Origin of the sequence: Streptomyces sp. NRRL S-495, from assembly GCF_000966955.1 — a bacterium.
Taxonomy (GTDB): Bacteria; Actinomycetota; Actinomycetes; order Streptomycetales; family Streptomycetaceae; genus Kitasatospora; species Kitasatospora purpeofusca.
The window spans coordinates 1-14,702 of the sequence record NZ_JZWY01000412.1; the positions used below are offsets into that span (position 1 = coordinate 1).

Annotated in this window: 10 protein-coding genes and 1 pseudogene; 4 read left to right on the forward strand and 7 right to left on the reverse strand. The window is 74.1% G+C overall.

The window, feature by feature from the left end:
* A partial coding sequence (locus VR45_RS21800) for an enoyl-CoA hydratase-related protein (protein ID WP_045941489.1) occupies positions 1–616 on the reverse strand: 616 nt, incomplete at its 3' end.
* Between the two features lie 109 nt (positions 617–725).
* Entirely contained in the window at positions 726–1,772 is a 1,047-nt protein-coding gene (locus tag VR45_RS21805; protein ID WP_045941490.1) for an enoyl-CoA hydratase/isomerase family protein, read from the reverse strand.
* A 128-nt stretch (positions 1,773–1,900) separates the two neighbouring features.
* Between VR45_RS21805 and VR45_RS21810 the strand changes: the two genes are divergently transcribed.
* Genes VR45_RS21810 through VR45_RS21820 form a run of 3 tightly spaced genes read left to right on the forward strand, consistent with a single transcriptional unit; the run spans position 1,901 to position 7,901 of the window.
* A complete protein-coding gene (locus VR45_RS21810; protein WP_234326072.1) occupies positions 1,901–6,946 on the forward strand; it encodes a caspase family protein in 5,046 nt (1,681 codons plus the stop codon).
* Positions 6,943–7,302: a hypothetical protein gene (locus tag VR45_RS21815; RefSeq protein WP_045941492.1), complete on the forward strand. Its 360-nt coding sequence runs from the start codon at positions 6,943–6,945 to the stop codon at positions 7,300–7,302. The genes VR45_RS21810 and VR45_RS21815 overlap by 4 nt, the downstream gene beginning before the upstream one ends.
* Entirely contained in the window at positions 7,299–7,901 is a 603-nt protein-coding gene (locus VR45_RS21820) for a hypothetical protein (RefSeq protein ID WP_045941493.1), read from the forward strand. Before VR45_RS21815 ends, VR45_RS21820 begins: the two co-directional genes overlap by 4 nt.
* A gap of 83 nt (positions 7,902–7,984) precedes the next feature.
* On the opposite strand, the gene fahA is transcribed toward VR45_RS21820, so the two are convergent.
* The 5 genes from fahA to VR45_RS21845 form a co-directional block, all read right to left on the reverse strand.
* Complete coding sequence (gene fahA, locus VR45_RS21825) at positions 7,985–9,208, reverse strand: fumarylacetoacetase (protein ID WP_045941494.1); 1,224 nt, start codon at positions 9,206–9,208, stop codon at positions 7,985–7,987.
* Positions 9,205–10,086: a hypothetical protein gene (locus VR45_RS21830; RefSeq protein WP_052709268.1), complete on the reverse strand. Its 882-nt coding sequence runs from the start codon at positions 10,084–10,086 to the stop codon at positions 9,205–9,207. The genes fahA and VR45_RS21830 overlap by 4 nt, the downstream gene beginning before the upstream one ends.
* A complete protein-coding gene (locus tag VR45_RS21835; protein ID WP_045941495.1) occupies positions 10,083–11,282 on the reverse strand; it encodes a cupin domain-containing protein in 1,200 nt (399 codons plus the stop codon). The genes VR45_RS21830 and VR45_RS21835 overlap by 4 nt, the downstream gene beginning before the upstream one ends.
* A gap of 86 nt (positions 11,283–11,368) precedes the next feature.
* Positions 11,369–12,583 (reverse strand): 4-hydroxyphenylpyruvate dioxygenase, encoded by a 1,215-nt coding sequence (gene hppD / locus VR45_RS21840; RefSeq protein ID WP_045941496.1) that lies wholly within the window; start codon positions 12,581–12,583, stop codon positions 11,369–11,371.
* A 272-nt stretch (positions 12,584–12,855) separates the two neighbouring features.
* Entirely contained in the window at positions 12,856–14,190 is a 1,335-nt protein-coding gene (locus VR45_RS21845; protein ID WP_045941497.1) for a phosphoribosyltransferase family protein, read from the reverse strand.
* Positions 14,191–14,487: 297 nt separating this feature from the next.
* Between VR45_RS21845 and VR45_RS21850 the strand changes: the two are divergent.
* Positions 14,488–14,702: pseudogene (locus VR45_RS21850) on the forward strand (hypothetical protein); the annotation flags it as partial.

Genomic DNA, 14,702 nt, shown 5'->3' on the forward strand with positions numbered 1-14,702 from the left:
AGGCCGGGGTGGACATCGCGGCGACCTTCTCGGCGGTGGCGAGGGCCTCCGCCAGCAACTGGTCGGCGGGGACGATCCGGGAGACCAGGCCGGCCCGCTCGGCCTCCTCGGCGCCCATCATCCGGCCGGTCAGGCACAGCTCCATGGCCTTGGCCTTGCCGACGGCGCGGGTGAGCCGCTGCGAGCCGCCGATGCCCGGGATGACGCCGAGCTTGATCTCCGGCTGGCCGAACTTCGCGGTGTCCGCCGCGATGAGGATGTCGCAGAGCATCGCCAGCTCGCAGCCGCCGCCCAGGGCGAAGCCGGACACCGCCGCGACCACCGGCTTGCGCAGCGCGCCGAGGCGGTCCCACGGGCCGAGCCAGTCGTCCAGGTAGACGTCCGGGAACCGGTTGCCCTGCATCTCCTTGATGTCCGCGCCCGCCGCGAACGCCTTCTCCGAGCCGGTGATCACCAGACAGCCGATCTCCGGGTCCCGGTCGAACGCGGTGGCGGCGGCCACGACCTCGTTCATCAGCGTGGTGTTGAGCGCGTTCAGCGCCTCCGGCCGGTTGAGCGTGATCAGCCCGACCCGGCCCTTGCGGTCCACCAGGATCGTCTCGTAGGTCTCGGTCATCGCCGTTGACTCCCATTCCGCTGCTCGGCCCCTCTCGGGGCGCGCCAAGACCGTCCAACGATCTCCGAAACGGGCCGCCTCGCGCCAGTCTCGATCCGCGAGACGGTCGTCACCCGTCCGCCCGGGTGAGCCGCAGGTCACCGTCGGCCGGCGGCTCGAAGAACGCGGCCACCGCCCGCTCGTCGACCCCGGCGAGCGTGGCCGGCGACCAGCGCGGGTTCCGGTCCTTGTCGACCACCTGCGCCCGGATGCCCTCGACCAGGTCGTGGTGCGCGACCGCCGCGCAGGACACCCGGTACTCCTGCTCCAGGCTCTCCGCGAGCGAGCCGTGCGACCGGGCCCGGCGCAGCGCGCTCAGCGTGACCTTGAGCATCGTCGGCGACCGCTCGGCCAGCTCCTCGGCGGCCTGCTTGGCCTCCGGCACGCCGCTGGCCACCAGCCGGGCCACGATCTCCTCCACGCTGTCGGCCGCGTAGCAGGCGTCGATCCACTCGCGCTGCTCCGCGAGCGGCGCGGCCGGTGCCGGCTCGGCGTACCGGGCGACGACCTCCGCGACCGGAGAACCGTCGAGCCCGGCCAGCAGCTCCGGCAGCTTCGCCGAGGGCACGAAGTGGTCGGCGAACCCGCACAGCAGCGCGTCGCCGGGCGTCATCGAGGCGGCGCTCAGCCCCAGGTGGGTGCCCAGCTCGCCCGGCGCGCGGGACAGCAGCCGGCTGCCGCCGACGTCCGGGACCAGGCCGATCCGGGTCTCCGGCAGCGCCACCACCGACCGCTCGGTGACGATCCGCACCGAGCCGTGGGCGGAGACGCCGACGCCGCCGCCCATGGTGATGCCGTCCATCACGGCCACGTACGGCTTCGGGTAGCGGGAGATCAGCTCGTTCAGCCGGTACTCGTCGCGGAGGAACGCGCGGGTGCCGGCCCCGCCGAGCTTGGCGTCGTCGTGGAAGGCCCGGATGTCGCCGCCCGCGCACAGGCCGCGCTCCCCGGCGCCGGTCAGCACCACCACCCGCACCGTGTCGTCCTCGGCCCACGCGTCCAGCGCGGCCCGCACGTCCAGCACCATGCCGTGCGTCAGCGAGTTGAGCGCCCGGGGCCGGTCGAGCACGATCCGTCCCACCCCGCCGTCCCGCCGGACCAGCACCTCGTCACCCATCGTCCCCACTCCCGTCCGTCGTCGCCGACCGATCCTTCGGACACCGTACTTGTTGTCGGTGGCGGGGCGGGTCGGTGCGATCATGGGCGTCCGTCGTGGGCGGGGGTTGCGGAGAACGAGGGGGCAGGGTGGGGGAGAGTACGGGCGCCGTGGCACGGACGGCGCTCCTGATCGGAGTGGGGGACGCCCCGGCGACGGCGCACGTCCTGCCGTCGCTGGACTCGACGGTGGCCGCCGACCTGCGGGCGCTCAAGGCGGCGTTGGTGGGCAGCGGTTACGCGACGGTCGAGGTCCTCCAGGATCGGAGCCGGGGCGAGATCGCCGAACGGATCACCGCCGCGGCCCGGCAGACCGAGCCGGGCGGCACCCTGCTGCTGTACTTCACGGGGCACGGGGTGCGGATCGGCGCTACCGACTACCTGGTCCCGGCCGACGCCCGCGGGCCGATGGAAGGCCCGAGCGACTGGGACCAGCCCTACATCCTGGACTCCCTGCTGGACGCGGACATCAGCCGGTACCTGAGGGACTGCCGGGCCGGCACGGTGCTCTGGGTCATGGACGCCTGCCGGTCGGCGGAGGCCGAGGGGGAGGCCGTCTTCGGCAGCCGGATCACCCAGGGGCCACCGGGGAGCGGCTTCGCCGTGATGACGGGGTGCGGCCCCGGGGAGCGCAGCGGCTTCACCGCGGAGGGCAGCCTGTTCACCTCCGCGCTGGCCCGGGCCTTCGATCCGCTCAGCGAGTCGACGACGGTGGAGGAGGTGTTCGGGACGGCGTACGGGCTCACCAGGGAGTCGTCCCGGCGAGCCCAACTGCCGCAGATCTACTACGGCAACGACCGCGAGCAGGAGACCCGGACGGCGGTCGTGGCCGACGGACGGCGGCTGCTCGGGGCCTGGTCCGAGGCCGTGCGCGCACCGGAGCTGTGGGCGCTGGCGGCGGACGCCGAGGACGAGGAGGTCAAGGCGTTCCAGGAGAGCCTGACCGCGTTCGTGGAGAGCGTCGCCCGGCAGGTCGACCGGGCGCAGAAGCGGCTGCCGGACCCGTGGGCCGACGACGACTTCCCGGTCCGGCTGCTGCGCGACCGGCTGCCGCAGCTGGTGTCGAAGGAGGCGGGACTGTCGTCGCTGGAAGTGGCGGCCCTCGTCGCCGCCGTCTTCGCCCACGAGGCGGCCTGGACCGGACGGCTCAGCCGGGCCGCGGAACTTCACCCGCACTTCGTCCACCACGATCCCGCCGCCGACGAACCGAGGCGCCACTACGAACTGATTCTGGAGCAGTACCCCCAGGTCGCCGACAAGATCCGGCGGTACTACCGCTGGGAGGGCGTCGAGCCGGAGTCGGAGGCCACCGTCCTCTGGCTGGTCCACCGCTGGATCGCCGAGCGCTTCCAGACCGACGAGCAGGCGGTGCCGGCCGCCCTGGGTGACGAGGCTGCAGCCGCGCTGCTCGGGAACGGGCAGGAGAACGGGAGGGGCGGCCGGGCCGGGGAACTGGCGGGCGCCCTGCGCGCGATCGCGGCCGGACTGTCGCTCGGACACCTCGCCGACCAGGGCCAGGTGTCCTGCCCCGACCGGCACGTGGTGCGCGGAAAGGCCCGTCCGCTGCGCGTCCGACCGCTGACCGCCCTGGTCCGGCTGGCGGGGCTGCTGGCGCTGGACGCGCGGACCCTGCCGGACGTCCTCTCCGAGCACCTCGCGGTCTCCGACTCGGTGCTCGCGCGCGAGGTGCTCTCGGCCCTGGAGAACGCCCACTGGGACGCCGACGACCGGGACGGCCCGGTCCGGGAGCTGCAACTCGACGCCGTCTGCCCGCATCCGGCGATCCACGCGGCCCTTGCCGCCGTGGTCGAGGAGGCCGACGAACTCGTCCAACTGCTGGCGGCGGAGGAACGCCGCCTGCCCGCCGCCGAGGCCGCGCTGCTCGGCGGCCTGCCGTCCCGGGTCACCGACAGCCGCCTGCGGCCGGCGGAGGAGTCGGGCCGACGGGCGTACGACACGCCGCTGCTGCGCTTCTCGCTTGCCCAGACCGAGGTGCGGCGGCTGCTCATGGGCGAGCAGTTGTACGACGGAAAGCACGAGGCCGCGCTCCGCGAGCTGTACCAGAACTCCATGGACGCCTGCCGCTACCGCGCGATGCGCGAACGGTACCTGCGGGCGTGCGGACGCAGTGCCGGTGGCTGGTCCGGCTCCATCCGCGTCACCACCGGCGAGGACGAGCGGGGCCGCTACGTCGAGTGCCTGGACAACGGCGTCGGCATGACCGCCGAGCAGCTGAAGGGGACCTTCACCCGCGCGGGTCGCCGCTTCGAGCAGTCCGGCGAGTTCCGGCGCGAACAGGCGGCCTGGCTCCGGCAGGACAGCGCGCTTCGGCTCTACCCCAACAGCCGTTTCGGCATCGGCGTGTTCAGCTACTTCATGCTGGCCGACGAGATGACGATTACGACCCGCCCGGTGGGGACCGACGGCCGCCCGGCCGCCGAGGCGATGCGGGTGGACATCGCGGGCAGCGGCAGCCTGTTCCGTATCCGGCAGGCCGACGCCGGGGCGGCGGCCGCACTGGCCGGGGGCGGCACCGCCGTCCGGCTGTACCTGAAGCCCGGCCTGATGACCGGGGACGCGTGCGTCGAGGCGCTGCGGTCGGTCGTGTTCGTGAGCGAGTTCCGGCTGGAGGTGCGGGGGGACTCCGGACCGGCCCGGGTGTGGGAGCCGGGCGTGCTGGCGCCGGGAGGCAAGAAGCAGCAGATCGAGGCCGGGACCGCGGTCGAGGCCGTCCCGGGGACCCTGTGGTGGGTCTGGGGCAAGGGAGCGGTCCTGTGCGACGGGATCGCGGCGAACGTCTTCCCGTTCGGCTATGTGCTCAACCTGACCGGGGTGCATGCGGGAAAGCTGAGCGTCAACCGGGAGACGTTGGAGCGCTACGACGAGACCTGGCAGGCGGAGCAGTGGCGTCTCGGCAGCTCGGCGCTGGCGGACTGGGAGGCTCTCACCGTCGAGTGGCTGTGGGCCCTGGAGGCCCAGGACCTGGTGGCGGCCCGGACGATCGCCGAGGAGTGGGCCGGTCGGGGTGTGCTGGTCGCGCGGAAGATCGGCGGGCCGATCGACCTGGACGCGATGGGTTGGTTCCCGAGGGACAGCCAGGTGGCGTCGCCGCGGTCCAGGAACTCGCGGCAGCACATCGACCCGACCGTCGCTCCGTGGCGCGCCGCGGTCCACGGCACCCTGCAGTCCGTGGCCGACCTGGCGACCCCGTACTCCCTGGAGGGGTATCCGGTACCGGAACCCGGTTGGGCCGCGCTGGCGCAGGCGACCTCCCGCGACTGGCGCTATGTCGTCCAGGCGGCGCACGAGCAGGATCGATCCGTGGCCCACGTGCTCAGGGCTCTGCGCGGTCTGCGGATGGCGCACCCGCAGCTGGCCGGTCCCGCAGTCCGCGCGGGTGACCTGGCCCGGGTCCCGGACCACCGTGATCAGGCGATCGTCGAGCTGCTGCTGTGGCCGGACGGTCGCGACCGCCACCTGAGCTCCGAGACGGACGCGTACCGGCACGGGCCGCAGGACCACCGGGGCCTGGTCCGCGTCTCGGCGACGGGCCGGAGGAGCCTGGGCGAACTCGCCGAACGCCTCGCCGGGTACGCGCCGTTCCTCGAACGGCCGCTGCCCGACGCGCCCGCGACCGCTCGCGACCACGTGTGCGACGAGCGGGAGATCTCCGTCCTGTACGTCAGGGACGAGAAGGGGCGGATCGTTCGTCCGACGGCCGGGCCCTGGGACCTGGTGGCGCACGCGGAGAGCGCCGGCCTCGACCCGGAGGAGGCCCGGCGGATCCTGGCCCGATCGGCGTGGCTGGGATGGGCGGTGCCCTCGCCGGAGGGGACGGCCGCGTGGGCGGCACTGGACCCGGACTTCCGGGAGATCCTCTCGTCGCACCTGCTGGTCGACGCGGAGGGGCGCGCCGAGTTCCCCTGGGCGGCCACCATCGGCCTGGCCGCGCGGTGGGAGATCACCGTGCGGAAGGCCGAGAAGGTCATCGCCAAGATGGCTCCTGCGCTCGGTGTCGCCCACCGGCGGCGCTACACGACGGGCACGGTGGCCCGGGGCTTCGTGCCCGACCCGGAGACCGCCGACACCGCGCTCTGGCTGCAGGAGGACGGCATACGCCTGGAGGACGGGGTATCGCTCCGGGACCTCGCGTTCAGTCGCCGGTTCGCGATGTCCTGGGAGGAACGGGCCGCCGTCGTCGACGACCTGCGCGCCGCGGGCGTGGACATCCCCGACGCGGCGGCGCTGCTGGAGGCCTGGGACGAGCTGCCGGTGCCCAGCCGCTACGCCTTCTCCGGGATGGACTCGGGCTTCGATGCGGCGGACTACCCCGTGCTGCCCACCCCCGCCGTCCTCCTCACCGGGAGCGTGCACCTGCGGCAGACGCTGGGCTACCTCTGGGACCTCGCGGGCGAGGAGACCGGGCAGCTCGGACTGCCCGGGCTGGCGCCGCCGGAGCTCCCGGACCACCTGAGGGGCTTCCGGCCGGCCTGGGAGGAGCGCCGGGCACTGGTGGACCAGGCCGACGACGAGGACTTCGACGAGTGGTTCGAGAGCCCGCGTTGGGCGCGCCTCGACGCCACCCGGCTGATCCGTTACGCCCGGGAGAAGCGGCTCGCCGTACGGGACGCATTCCGGCTCCTCGAAAAGTTCAGGGCCATCGGAGCCTTGGTGCCCGACCTGTCGGCCGACGGCTTCGCCCGCCTTCCCGGGACCGACCCCGACCCCTGGGACGTCGCCGCGCTGGATCCGGCCCACCGGGTCTCCCCGCCCGGCGCCCCGCTGGTCCCGCTCGACCTCCTCAGCATCGCCTGCCGCCTCGGCGAGCCCCTCGACCGGGCCTGGCAGCGCATCTCGCCCTACGGCGTCCTGGAGGACTCGCCCAGCACGCTCCCGAACGTGCCACCGGTCCAGCCGTGCTGGCAGGACCTCGCGATCCTCTCGGTGGGCCTGGACGGCATGCTCCCGGGTCTCACCGGCCCGGTGACGGCCGAGCGGCTGGCGTTCGCGGCCGAAGGAGTCGGCGAGACGCCCGCCTGGGTCCGCGACCGACTCGCCCTCTACGCGGAGCTCTTCGGCCTGGACCTGCCGCCCGCGCCCACCACCGAACCCGACGGAGAACAGGAACGGACATGAGCACCACCCCGCCCCCGCACGACCACCACCTGCCCTACGCCGAGGCCGACCTGGGCGAGGTCGACGGCGCCTCGTTCAGCCAGTCCGCCGCGCCGGACGGCCGCTCGGTCCGCGTCACCGGAACCTGCCCGCGCTGCCACGGCCGGACCGGGACGGAGTACCGGCGCGGGAACCCCGGCACGGGGACCAAGGGCCTGTTCGACCGCCTCTCCGGGCGCTCGGGCGGCACGGCGCAGGCGGAGCCGGAGCCGCTGCACGGCGAGGTGCACTTCTGCGAGTGCGGGCACGGGCACCCGAGCATCCCCGCCGATGTGCGCTTCGTCGGCTGCGGTGCCAGCTGGCGGATCGCCCCGTGAGCGCCCGCTCCGACCGGCGGTGGGCCGAACTCGCCCTGGACCTGGAGTTCACCCGCCTCCCGGAGCTGCGCCGGCAGGCCGAGGGCTGGCGCACCGGCCTCACCGGGCTGACCGCGCTGCTCGCCGTCCTGGTGCTGCTGAAGGGCCGGGACAGCCTCGACCAGCTCCCGGCCTGGGCGGGCAACACGGCGACGGCGCTGCTCGCGCTGGCGTTCCTGCTCCTGGTGACGGGCTCGCTGCTGGCGGTCCGGGCGGCGCACGGGGTGCCCGGTGAGGAGATCCTGCTCGGCGGGCAGGCGCTGCGGCGCTGGACGGAGCGGGAGGTGGGCCGGGTGACCCGGGCGCTGGCCCGGGCCTCGGGGTGCTGTGCGGTCGGACTGGTGCTGGTCGTGGGGGCGCTGGCGCTGGCCTGGGCGACCACGGAGGCGGCGCCGTCGCACCTGGTCCGGGTGCGGACCGGCAGCACCGACCTGTGCGGGGAGCTGGTCCGGGGGGACCAGGCGCAGCTCGTGCTGCGGACCGGGCCGGACCGCGCGGAGCGGACTGTTCCTCAGGTCGATGTGACGGGCCTCGAAGCGGTCGGTTCCTGCCCGAAGTGAGAAGGGCGGCACCGGTGTGACCGGTGCCGCCCTCCGTACTGCGGGTGGTGCCGCGACGGGGCCCGGGTGGTGGCCCCGCCGGGTCAGGGGGTGACGCGCCCGGTGACCTCGCCGAAGCCGACGACGGTGCCCTCCGGGCCGGGGGCGGTCGCGGTGATGGTCACCTCGTCGCCGTCCTCCAGGAAGGTCCGGGTGGTGCCGTCCGGGAGCTTGAGCGGGTTCTCGCCGTTCCAGGTCAGTTCGATCAGGGCGCCCCGGGTCTCCGGCTCCGGTCCGCTGACGGTGCCGGAGGCGAAGAGGTCGCCGGTGCGCAGCGAGGCGCCGTTGACCGTCATGTGGGCGAGCTGCTGGGCGGCCGTCCAGTACATCGAGGCGAACGGCGGGCGGGAGATCCGGTGGCCGTTCAGCCGGACCTCCAGGGCGAGGTCCAGGCCCCAGGGCCGGTCGCCCGCGCGGTCGTCGAGGTAGGGGAGCAGCTCGACGTCGCGGGCCGGCGGGGTGACCCGGGCGTGCTCCAGGGCGGCCAGCGGCACGATCCACGGCGAGACGGAGGTGGCGAAGGACTTGCCGAGGAACGGGCCGAGCGGCACGTACTCCCAGGCCTGGATGTCCCGCGCGGACCAGTCGTTGACCAGGCAGACGCCGAAGACGTGCTCGTGGAAGCGGTCCATGGTGACCGGCTCGCCCAGCACCGAGGGCGCGCCGACGACGAAGCCGACCTCGGCCTCGATGTCCAGCCGGCGGGTCGGCCCGAAGGACGGCACGGCGTCGGCCGGCGCCTTGCGCTGCCCCTGCGGGCGGCCCACCGGGGTGCCGGACACCACCACGGTGCCGGAGCGGCCGTGGTAGCCGATCGGCAGGTGCTTCCAGTTGGGCGTCAGCGGCTCCGACCCGGGGCGGAAGATCTTCCCCAGGTTGGTGGCGTGGTGCTCGGAGGCGTAGAAGTCGACGTAGTCGGCCACCTCGAACGGCAGGTGCAGCGCCACCTCGGCGAGCGGCAGCAGCAGCGGGGAAAGCGCGTCCCGGTGGGTCTCGTCGGTCAGCCAGCGGGTCAGCGAGGCGCGGACCTCGGTCCACACCGGGCGGCCCGCCGCCAGCAGCGGGTTGAGCGAGTCCGCGTCGAGCAGGACCGAGGGCTCCCCGGCGGCCCGGGCGGCGGCGCCCGCGTCGAGGACGAAGTCGCCGATCCGGACGCCGATCCGCCGCACACCGGGCCGGTCGGCCGCCGTGAAGACGCCGTACGGCAGGTTGTGCACGCCGAACGGCGAGTCGTTCGCGGGGGCGAGCCAGCTGCGGGGGGTGGTCAACGGTCCTCCTGGGACGTCAGGGCGGGCGACAGCAGGCCGAGGGCGGCCAGGTCGTCCAGGGGCTCGGCGATGCTACAGGTGCCGAACGCGGTGAACGAGTTGCGGATCACCGTCACCTGACGGTCGGTCAGGGTGCGAACGGCCTCGGCGAGCACCTCGCCGGAGCGCTCGGCCAGCACCTCGGCCGCCGCCTTCGGGTCGGTCTCGGCCGCCGCCAGGAGGACGTTCAGGAAGCCGTGGTGCTCGAAGCCGGTCGCCGGGTCGGTGTGCCGGACGGCGTGGTGCAGCCCGGCGGTGCACTTGTACGGCAGGCCGCGCTGCGCGCACCCGGTGAGGAAGCCCGCGAGCTCGGCCTCGTCCGGGAAGGCGCCGGCGACCACGCCGCCGGTGCGGAACTTGGCCCGGTACGGGCTGTCCACCAGGACGTCCAGGACCTCCTCCAGCCCGTCGCCGCGCAGCAGTTCGCGCGGCAGCTCGACGGCGGCGGGCACGTCCGGCGGCAGCAGCAGGTCGAGTGCGGCGACGGCCTCGCGGGCGTCCCGGGTGGCGAGTTCGACGCCGGCCACCACGAACGGGGCGGCGGCGGTGAGGGCCGGGCCGAGCTCGGAGCTGCCCCCCGGCAGCACCAGGCCGACCCGGAGCCGGGGGCCGGTGCCGCCCGCCGCTTCCACGGCGGCGGTCAACTCGCCCAGCCGGCCCGCCCCGCAGAGGAGCGGGCCGACGGCGTCGGCGTACGGGGCGGCGCGGTGCGCGCGGTGCGCGGGCACCGCCTCGGCGACGGGCAGGTTCCCGGGCGGGAACACCGCCGCGTCGTCGAACAGCCCCTGGAACAGCGGCGGGACGGCGGCCGCCCCGGCGGCGGCGGGCGTGGTGCTCACGATTGCGGCCCCCGACCGGCCCACGTCCAGGCGTAGTTCGGGTCCTCGGTGGCCCGGCCGCCCTCGCCCAGCTCCAGCGGGCGGAAGGTGTCGACCATCACCGCGAGCTCGTCGAAGAACTCCGCGCCGATCGACCGCTCGTACGCGCCCGGCTGCGGGCCGTGGGTGTGGCCGCCCGGGTGCAGCGAGATCGAACCCTGGGCGATGCCCGAGCCCTTGCGGGCCGCGTAGTCGCCGCCGCAGTAGAACATCACCTCGTCGCTGTCCACATTGGAGTGGTAGTACGGCACCGGGATCGACAGCGGGTGGTAGTCCACCTTGCGGGGGACGAAGTTGCAGATCACGAAGCCGTTGCCCTCGAACACCTGGTGGGCCGGCGGCGGCTGGTGGATCCGCCCGGTGATCGGCTCGTAGTCGCTGATGTTGAACGCGTACGGGTACAGGCAGCCGTCCCAGCCGACCACGTCGAACGGGTGGTGCGGCACGGTGTACCGGGTACCCGAAATGCCGTTCGGGCCGCGGTGCTTGACCAGGACGTCGACGTCCGTGCCGTCCACCAGCAGCGGACCGGCCGGGGCGCGCAGGTCCCGCTCGCAGTACGGCGCGTGCTCCAGCAGCTGCCCGTACTTGGAGAGGAAGCGCTTGACCGGGGTGATGTGGCTGTTCGCCTCGATGCAGTAGGCGCGCAGCGGCTCGTCGCCGGTCGGCACCCAGCGGTGGGTGGTCGCCCGGGGAATGAGCACGTAGTCGCCCTGGCCGACCTCCAGCGTGCCGAAGACCGTCTCCAGGGTGCCGGAGCCGGACTCCACGTACACGCATTCGTCGCCGAGCCCGTTGCGGTACAGCTCGCTCGGCGCCCCGGCGGCGACGTACGAGATCCGCACATCGCCGTTGCCGAGGACGAGCCGCCGGCTGCTGACGACGTCCGCGGACTTCCACTCCTGGCCCGCGAACAGCTCGTGCAGCTTGAGGTGCCGGGGGAGCAGGGGGTGGTTGGCGACCGTCGACTGGTCGGGCAGCTCCCACGGCACCGCGTTCACCACGGCCGAGGGGATGCCCCGGTGGTAGAGCAGCGAGGAGTCCGAGGAGAACCCCTCCTCGCCCATCAACTCCTCGTAGTACAGCCCGCCTTCGGGCGTGCGGTGCTGCGTGTGCCGCTTGGGCGGGATGCTGCCCAGCTGCCGGTAGTGCGCCATCGTCCCTGCTCCTCCCGGACCCTCCGGGGCCCAGACCTTCGTACGGCTCCAGCGGTGGCCTGTCGCCCCTGGGGGCGAGGCCGGCCTCAGAGGTTGCCGCGGGCGTCCTGCTCGCGCTCGATGGCCTGGAAGAGCGCCTTGAAGTTGCCCTTCCCGAAGCCCAGCGAACCATGCCGCTCGATGAACTCGTAGAAGACGGTCGGGCGGTCGCCGATGGGCTTGGTGAAGATCTGCAGCAGGTAGCCGTCCTCGTCGCGGTCGACCAGGATGCCGCGGCTCTTCAGCTCCTCGATCGGCACCCGGACGTGGCCGATCCGCTCGCGCAGCGCGGGGTCGTCGTAGTACGAGTCGGGGGTGTTGAGGAACTCGATGCCGCGCGCCCGCAGCACGTCGACGGTGCTGAGGATGTCGTTGGTGGCCAGCGCCATGTGCTGGCAGCCCGGGCCGGTGTAGAACTCCAGGTACTCGTCGATCTGCGACTTCTTCTTGGCGATGGCCGGCTCGTTGAGCGGGAACTTCACCCGGTGGTTGCCGCTGGCGACGACCTTGGACATCAGCGCGGAGTAGTCGGTGGCGATGTCGTCGCCCACGAACTCGGCCATGTTCACGAAGCCCATGACCTTGTTGTAGAAGGTGACCCACTCGTCCATCTTGCCGAGCTCGACGTTGCCGACCGCGTGGTCCAGCGCCTGGAACAGGCGGCGCGGCGAGCCCTCGGGGTGCTTCACCCGGCTCTTGGCGGCGATGTAGCCCGGCAGGTAGGGGCCGGTGTAGCGGGAGCGGTCGACCAGGGTGTGGCGGGTCTCGCCGTAGGTGGCGATCGCGGCGCGGCGGACGGTGCCGTGCTCGTCGGAGACGTCGTTCGGCTCCTCCAGGACGGTGGCGCCCTGGGCGCGGGCGTGCGCGATGCACTTGTCCACGTCCGGCACCTCCATCGCCAGGTCGACGACGCCGTCGCCGTGGCGGCGGTGGTGGTCCAGCAGCGGGCTGTCCGGGGCGACGCCGCCCTTGATCACGAAGCGGCAGGAGCCGGAGCGCAGCACATAGGCCTTGCGGTCGCGGCGGCCGGTCTCCGGGCCGGAGTAGGCGACCAGCTCCATGCCGAAGACGACCTGGTAGAACTGGGCCGTCTGGGTGGCGTTGCCGACCACGAACACGACGGCGTCCTGCGCGGTGACCGGGAACGGGTCGCTGGCGGGGTCGTGCTCGACGAGGCCGACGAGGCGGCGCAGCTGCTCGGCGTCGAGACCGGCCTCGCGCTCCTCGGGGGTCAGCTCAAGGGCGTGGGACTGCGGGGTCATCGGTCGTTCCTCCACATTGAGGCCTCGGCGTTGAGGCATCCGCTGGTGGCGGCCGCGCCGCTGGGGGGGGTGGGCAAGGCTGCGCGGGCGGTTGAGCGGAGAGCTTGCTCCAGTCGGGGTGGTTGGGCAACAGGTCGGGTTTTCACTGTTCAATGTGTACAAGGTGATCAGGAAATCGCTGATCGGGCTGTGCAGGATGCCTGGTGGATCGGTGGTGTTCCACAGGTTCTGCGTAACGGCCTTCGGTGGGTCGCCGGGGGTTCGACGGGGGCCTACGGGCCCGCGCCGGGGTGCTCGACGAACCAGTCGCGGGCCAGCTCGGCGACCCGGTCCAGCGTGCCGGGCTCCTCGAAGAGATGGCCGGCGTGCGGGACCACCGCGACTTCACTCTCGCAGCGCAGGTGCTCGCGCGCCCGCCGGTTCAGGTCGATCACCTCGTGGTCCCGGCCGCCGACGATCAGCAGGGTCGGCGCGGTCACGGCGGCCAGCGTCCGGGGTCCGGCGAGGTCCGGCCGCCCGCCCCGGGAGACCACCGCGGCCACCCCGTCGCCGAGCCGGGCGGCCGTCCACAGCGCGGCCGCGGCGCCGGTGCTCGCGCCGAACAGGCCGAGGGGGAGCGGAGCGCCCGAGGGCGGTCCGATCGCGGGGTCCCCGGGCAGGGCGCGGGCGACGTCGGTCAGCCGGGCGCCGAGCAGGGCGACGTCGAAGACCTTCCGCCGGTCCGGCTCCTCGTCCTCGGTGAGCAGGTCGAACAGGAAGGTGGCCAGCCCGGCGCGGTTCAGCTCCTCGGCCACCCGGCGGTTGCGCGGGCTGTGCCGGCTGCTGCCGCTGCCGTGCGCGAACACCACGATGCCGCGGGCGCCGGCCGGGACGGTCAGTCGGCCGGTCAGGTCGACACCGGCGGCGGGGAGGGTCAGCTCGCGGTCGGCGGCAGCCGGAGCGGTCCCGGGGGCGAGTCTGCTTCCGGCCTCGGCGAGCCGGCGCAGCACCTCGGCGTCCCCGGTCTGCGAGAAGTCGGCGTAGAACTCGCCGATCGCGAAGAACGGCGAGGGCGTGCCGACACAGACCAGCTCGTCCGCGACATCGCCGAGCCGCTCCGTCCAGTCCTCCGGCGCCACCGGCACGGCGAGCACCACCCGCCGGGCGCCGCGCGCCCGCACGATCAGACAGGCGGCCCGCGCGGTCGAACCGGTGGCCACACCGTCGTCGACCACGACCACCGTCCGCCCGCGCAGATCGACCGGCGGCCGGTCGCCCCGGTAGCGGCGGGCCCGGCGTTCCAGCTCCGCCCGTTCGCGGGCCTCCACGGCGGCCAGCTGCCCCGGGGTGACCCGCGCGGGCCGCAGCACCTGCTCGTTGAGCACCCGCACCCCGTCCTCGCCGATCGCGCCCATCCCCAGCTCCGGCTGGTGGGGGAGGCCCAGCTTGCGGATGACGCAGATGTCCAGCGGTGCGGCGAGCGCGGCGGCCACCTCGGCGGCCACCGGCACCCCGCCGCGCGGCAGGGCGACCACCACGGTGCCGGGGCCGCGCAGGTGGGTGAGCCGGGCGGCCAGTCGGTGGCCGGCGTCGGTGCGGTCGGTGAAGTGGGTGCGGGTGGCGGGCATGGGTGCGGCCTCTCCGTTCCACCGTACGTCGCCGGGGCGACCGTCGGACCGCGGCGACCGTCGGACCGCGGCGGCTCGGGCCGCGGTCCGGACCGGACTTCGGGGGGCGCGGTCCCGCGCCGGGTCGGGACGCGGATGGGGCCGTCCACCCGTGCGTCCGGGACGGCGGGCGCGGCACCGTGGGGGACAGCGACCCGGCGGGCCCGTCCCTCGCCCGCCGGGCCGTCCCTCCGCGCCCGCCCGCGTCCGTCCTGCGCCGTCCCGTCCCGCTCGAATCCCGCTCGAAGGAGCCGACCCGTGAACGTCCCCCGAACCCAGGACAGCCCCGCCCCCCTGGCTTGTCCCCCCGCCCCGGCCGTCGCCCCCGGGGACCCCGTCCGACCGGGGCTCCGCTTCGTGCCCGGCCTGCTGGACCCGGGCAACCCGGCGCTCGCGCTGGCCGGCGGCCCGCCCGGGCGCCGGCTCGTCGTGGTCGACGCCCGGGTGCACGAGCTGCACGGCCACCGGCTCCA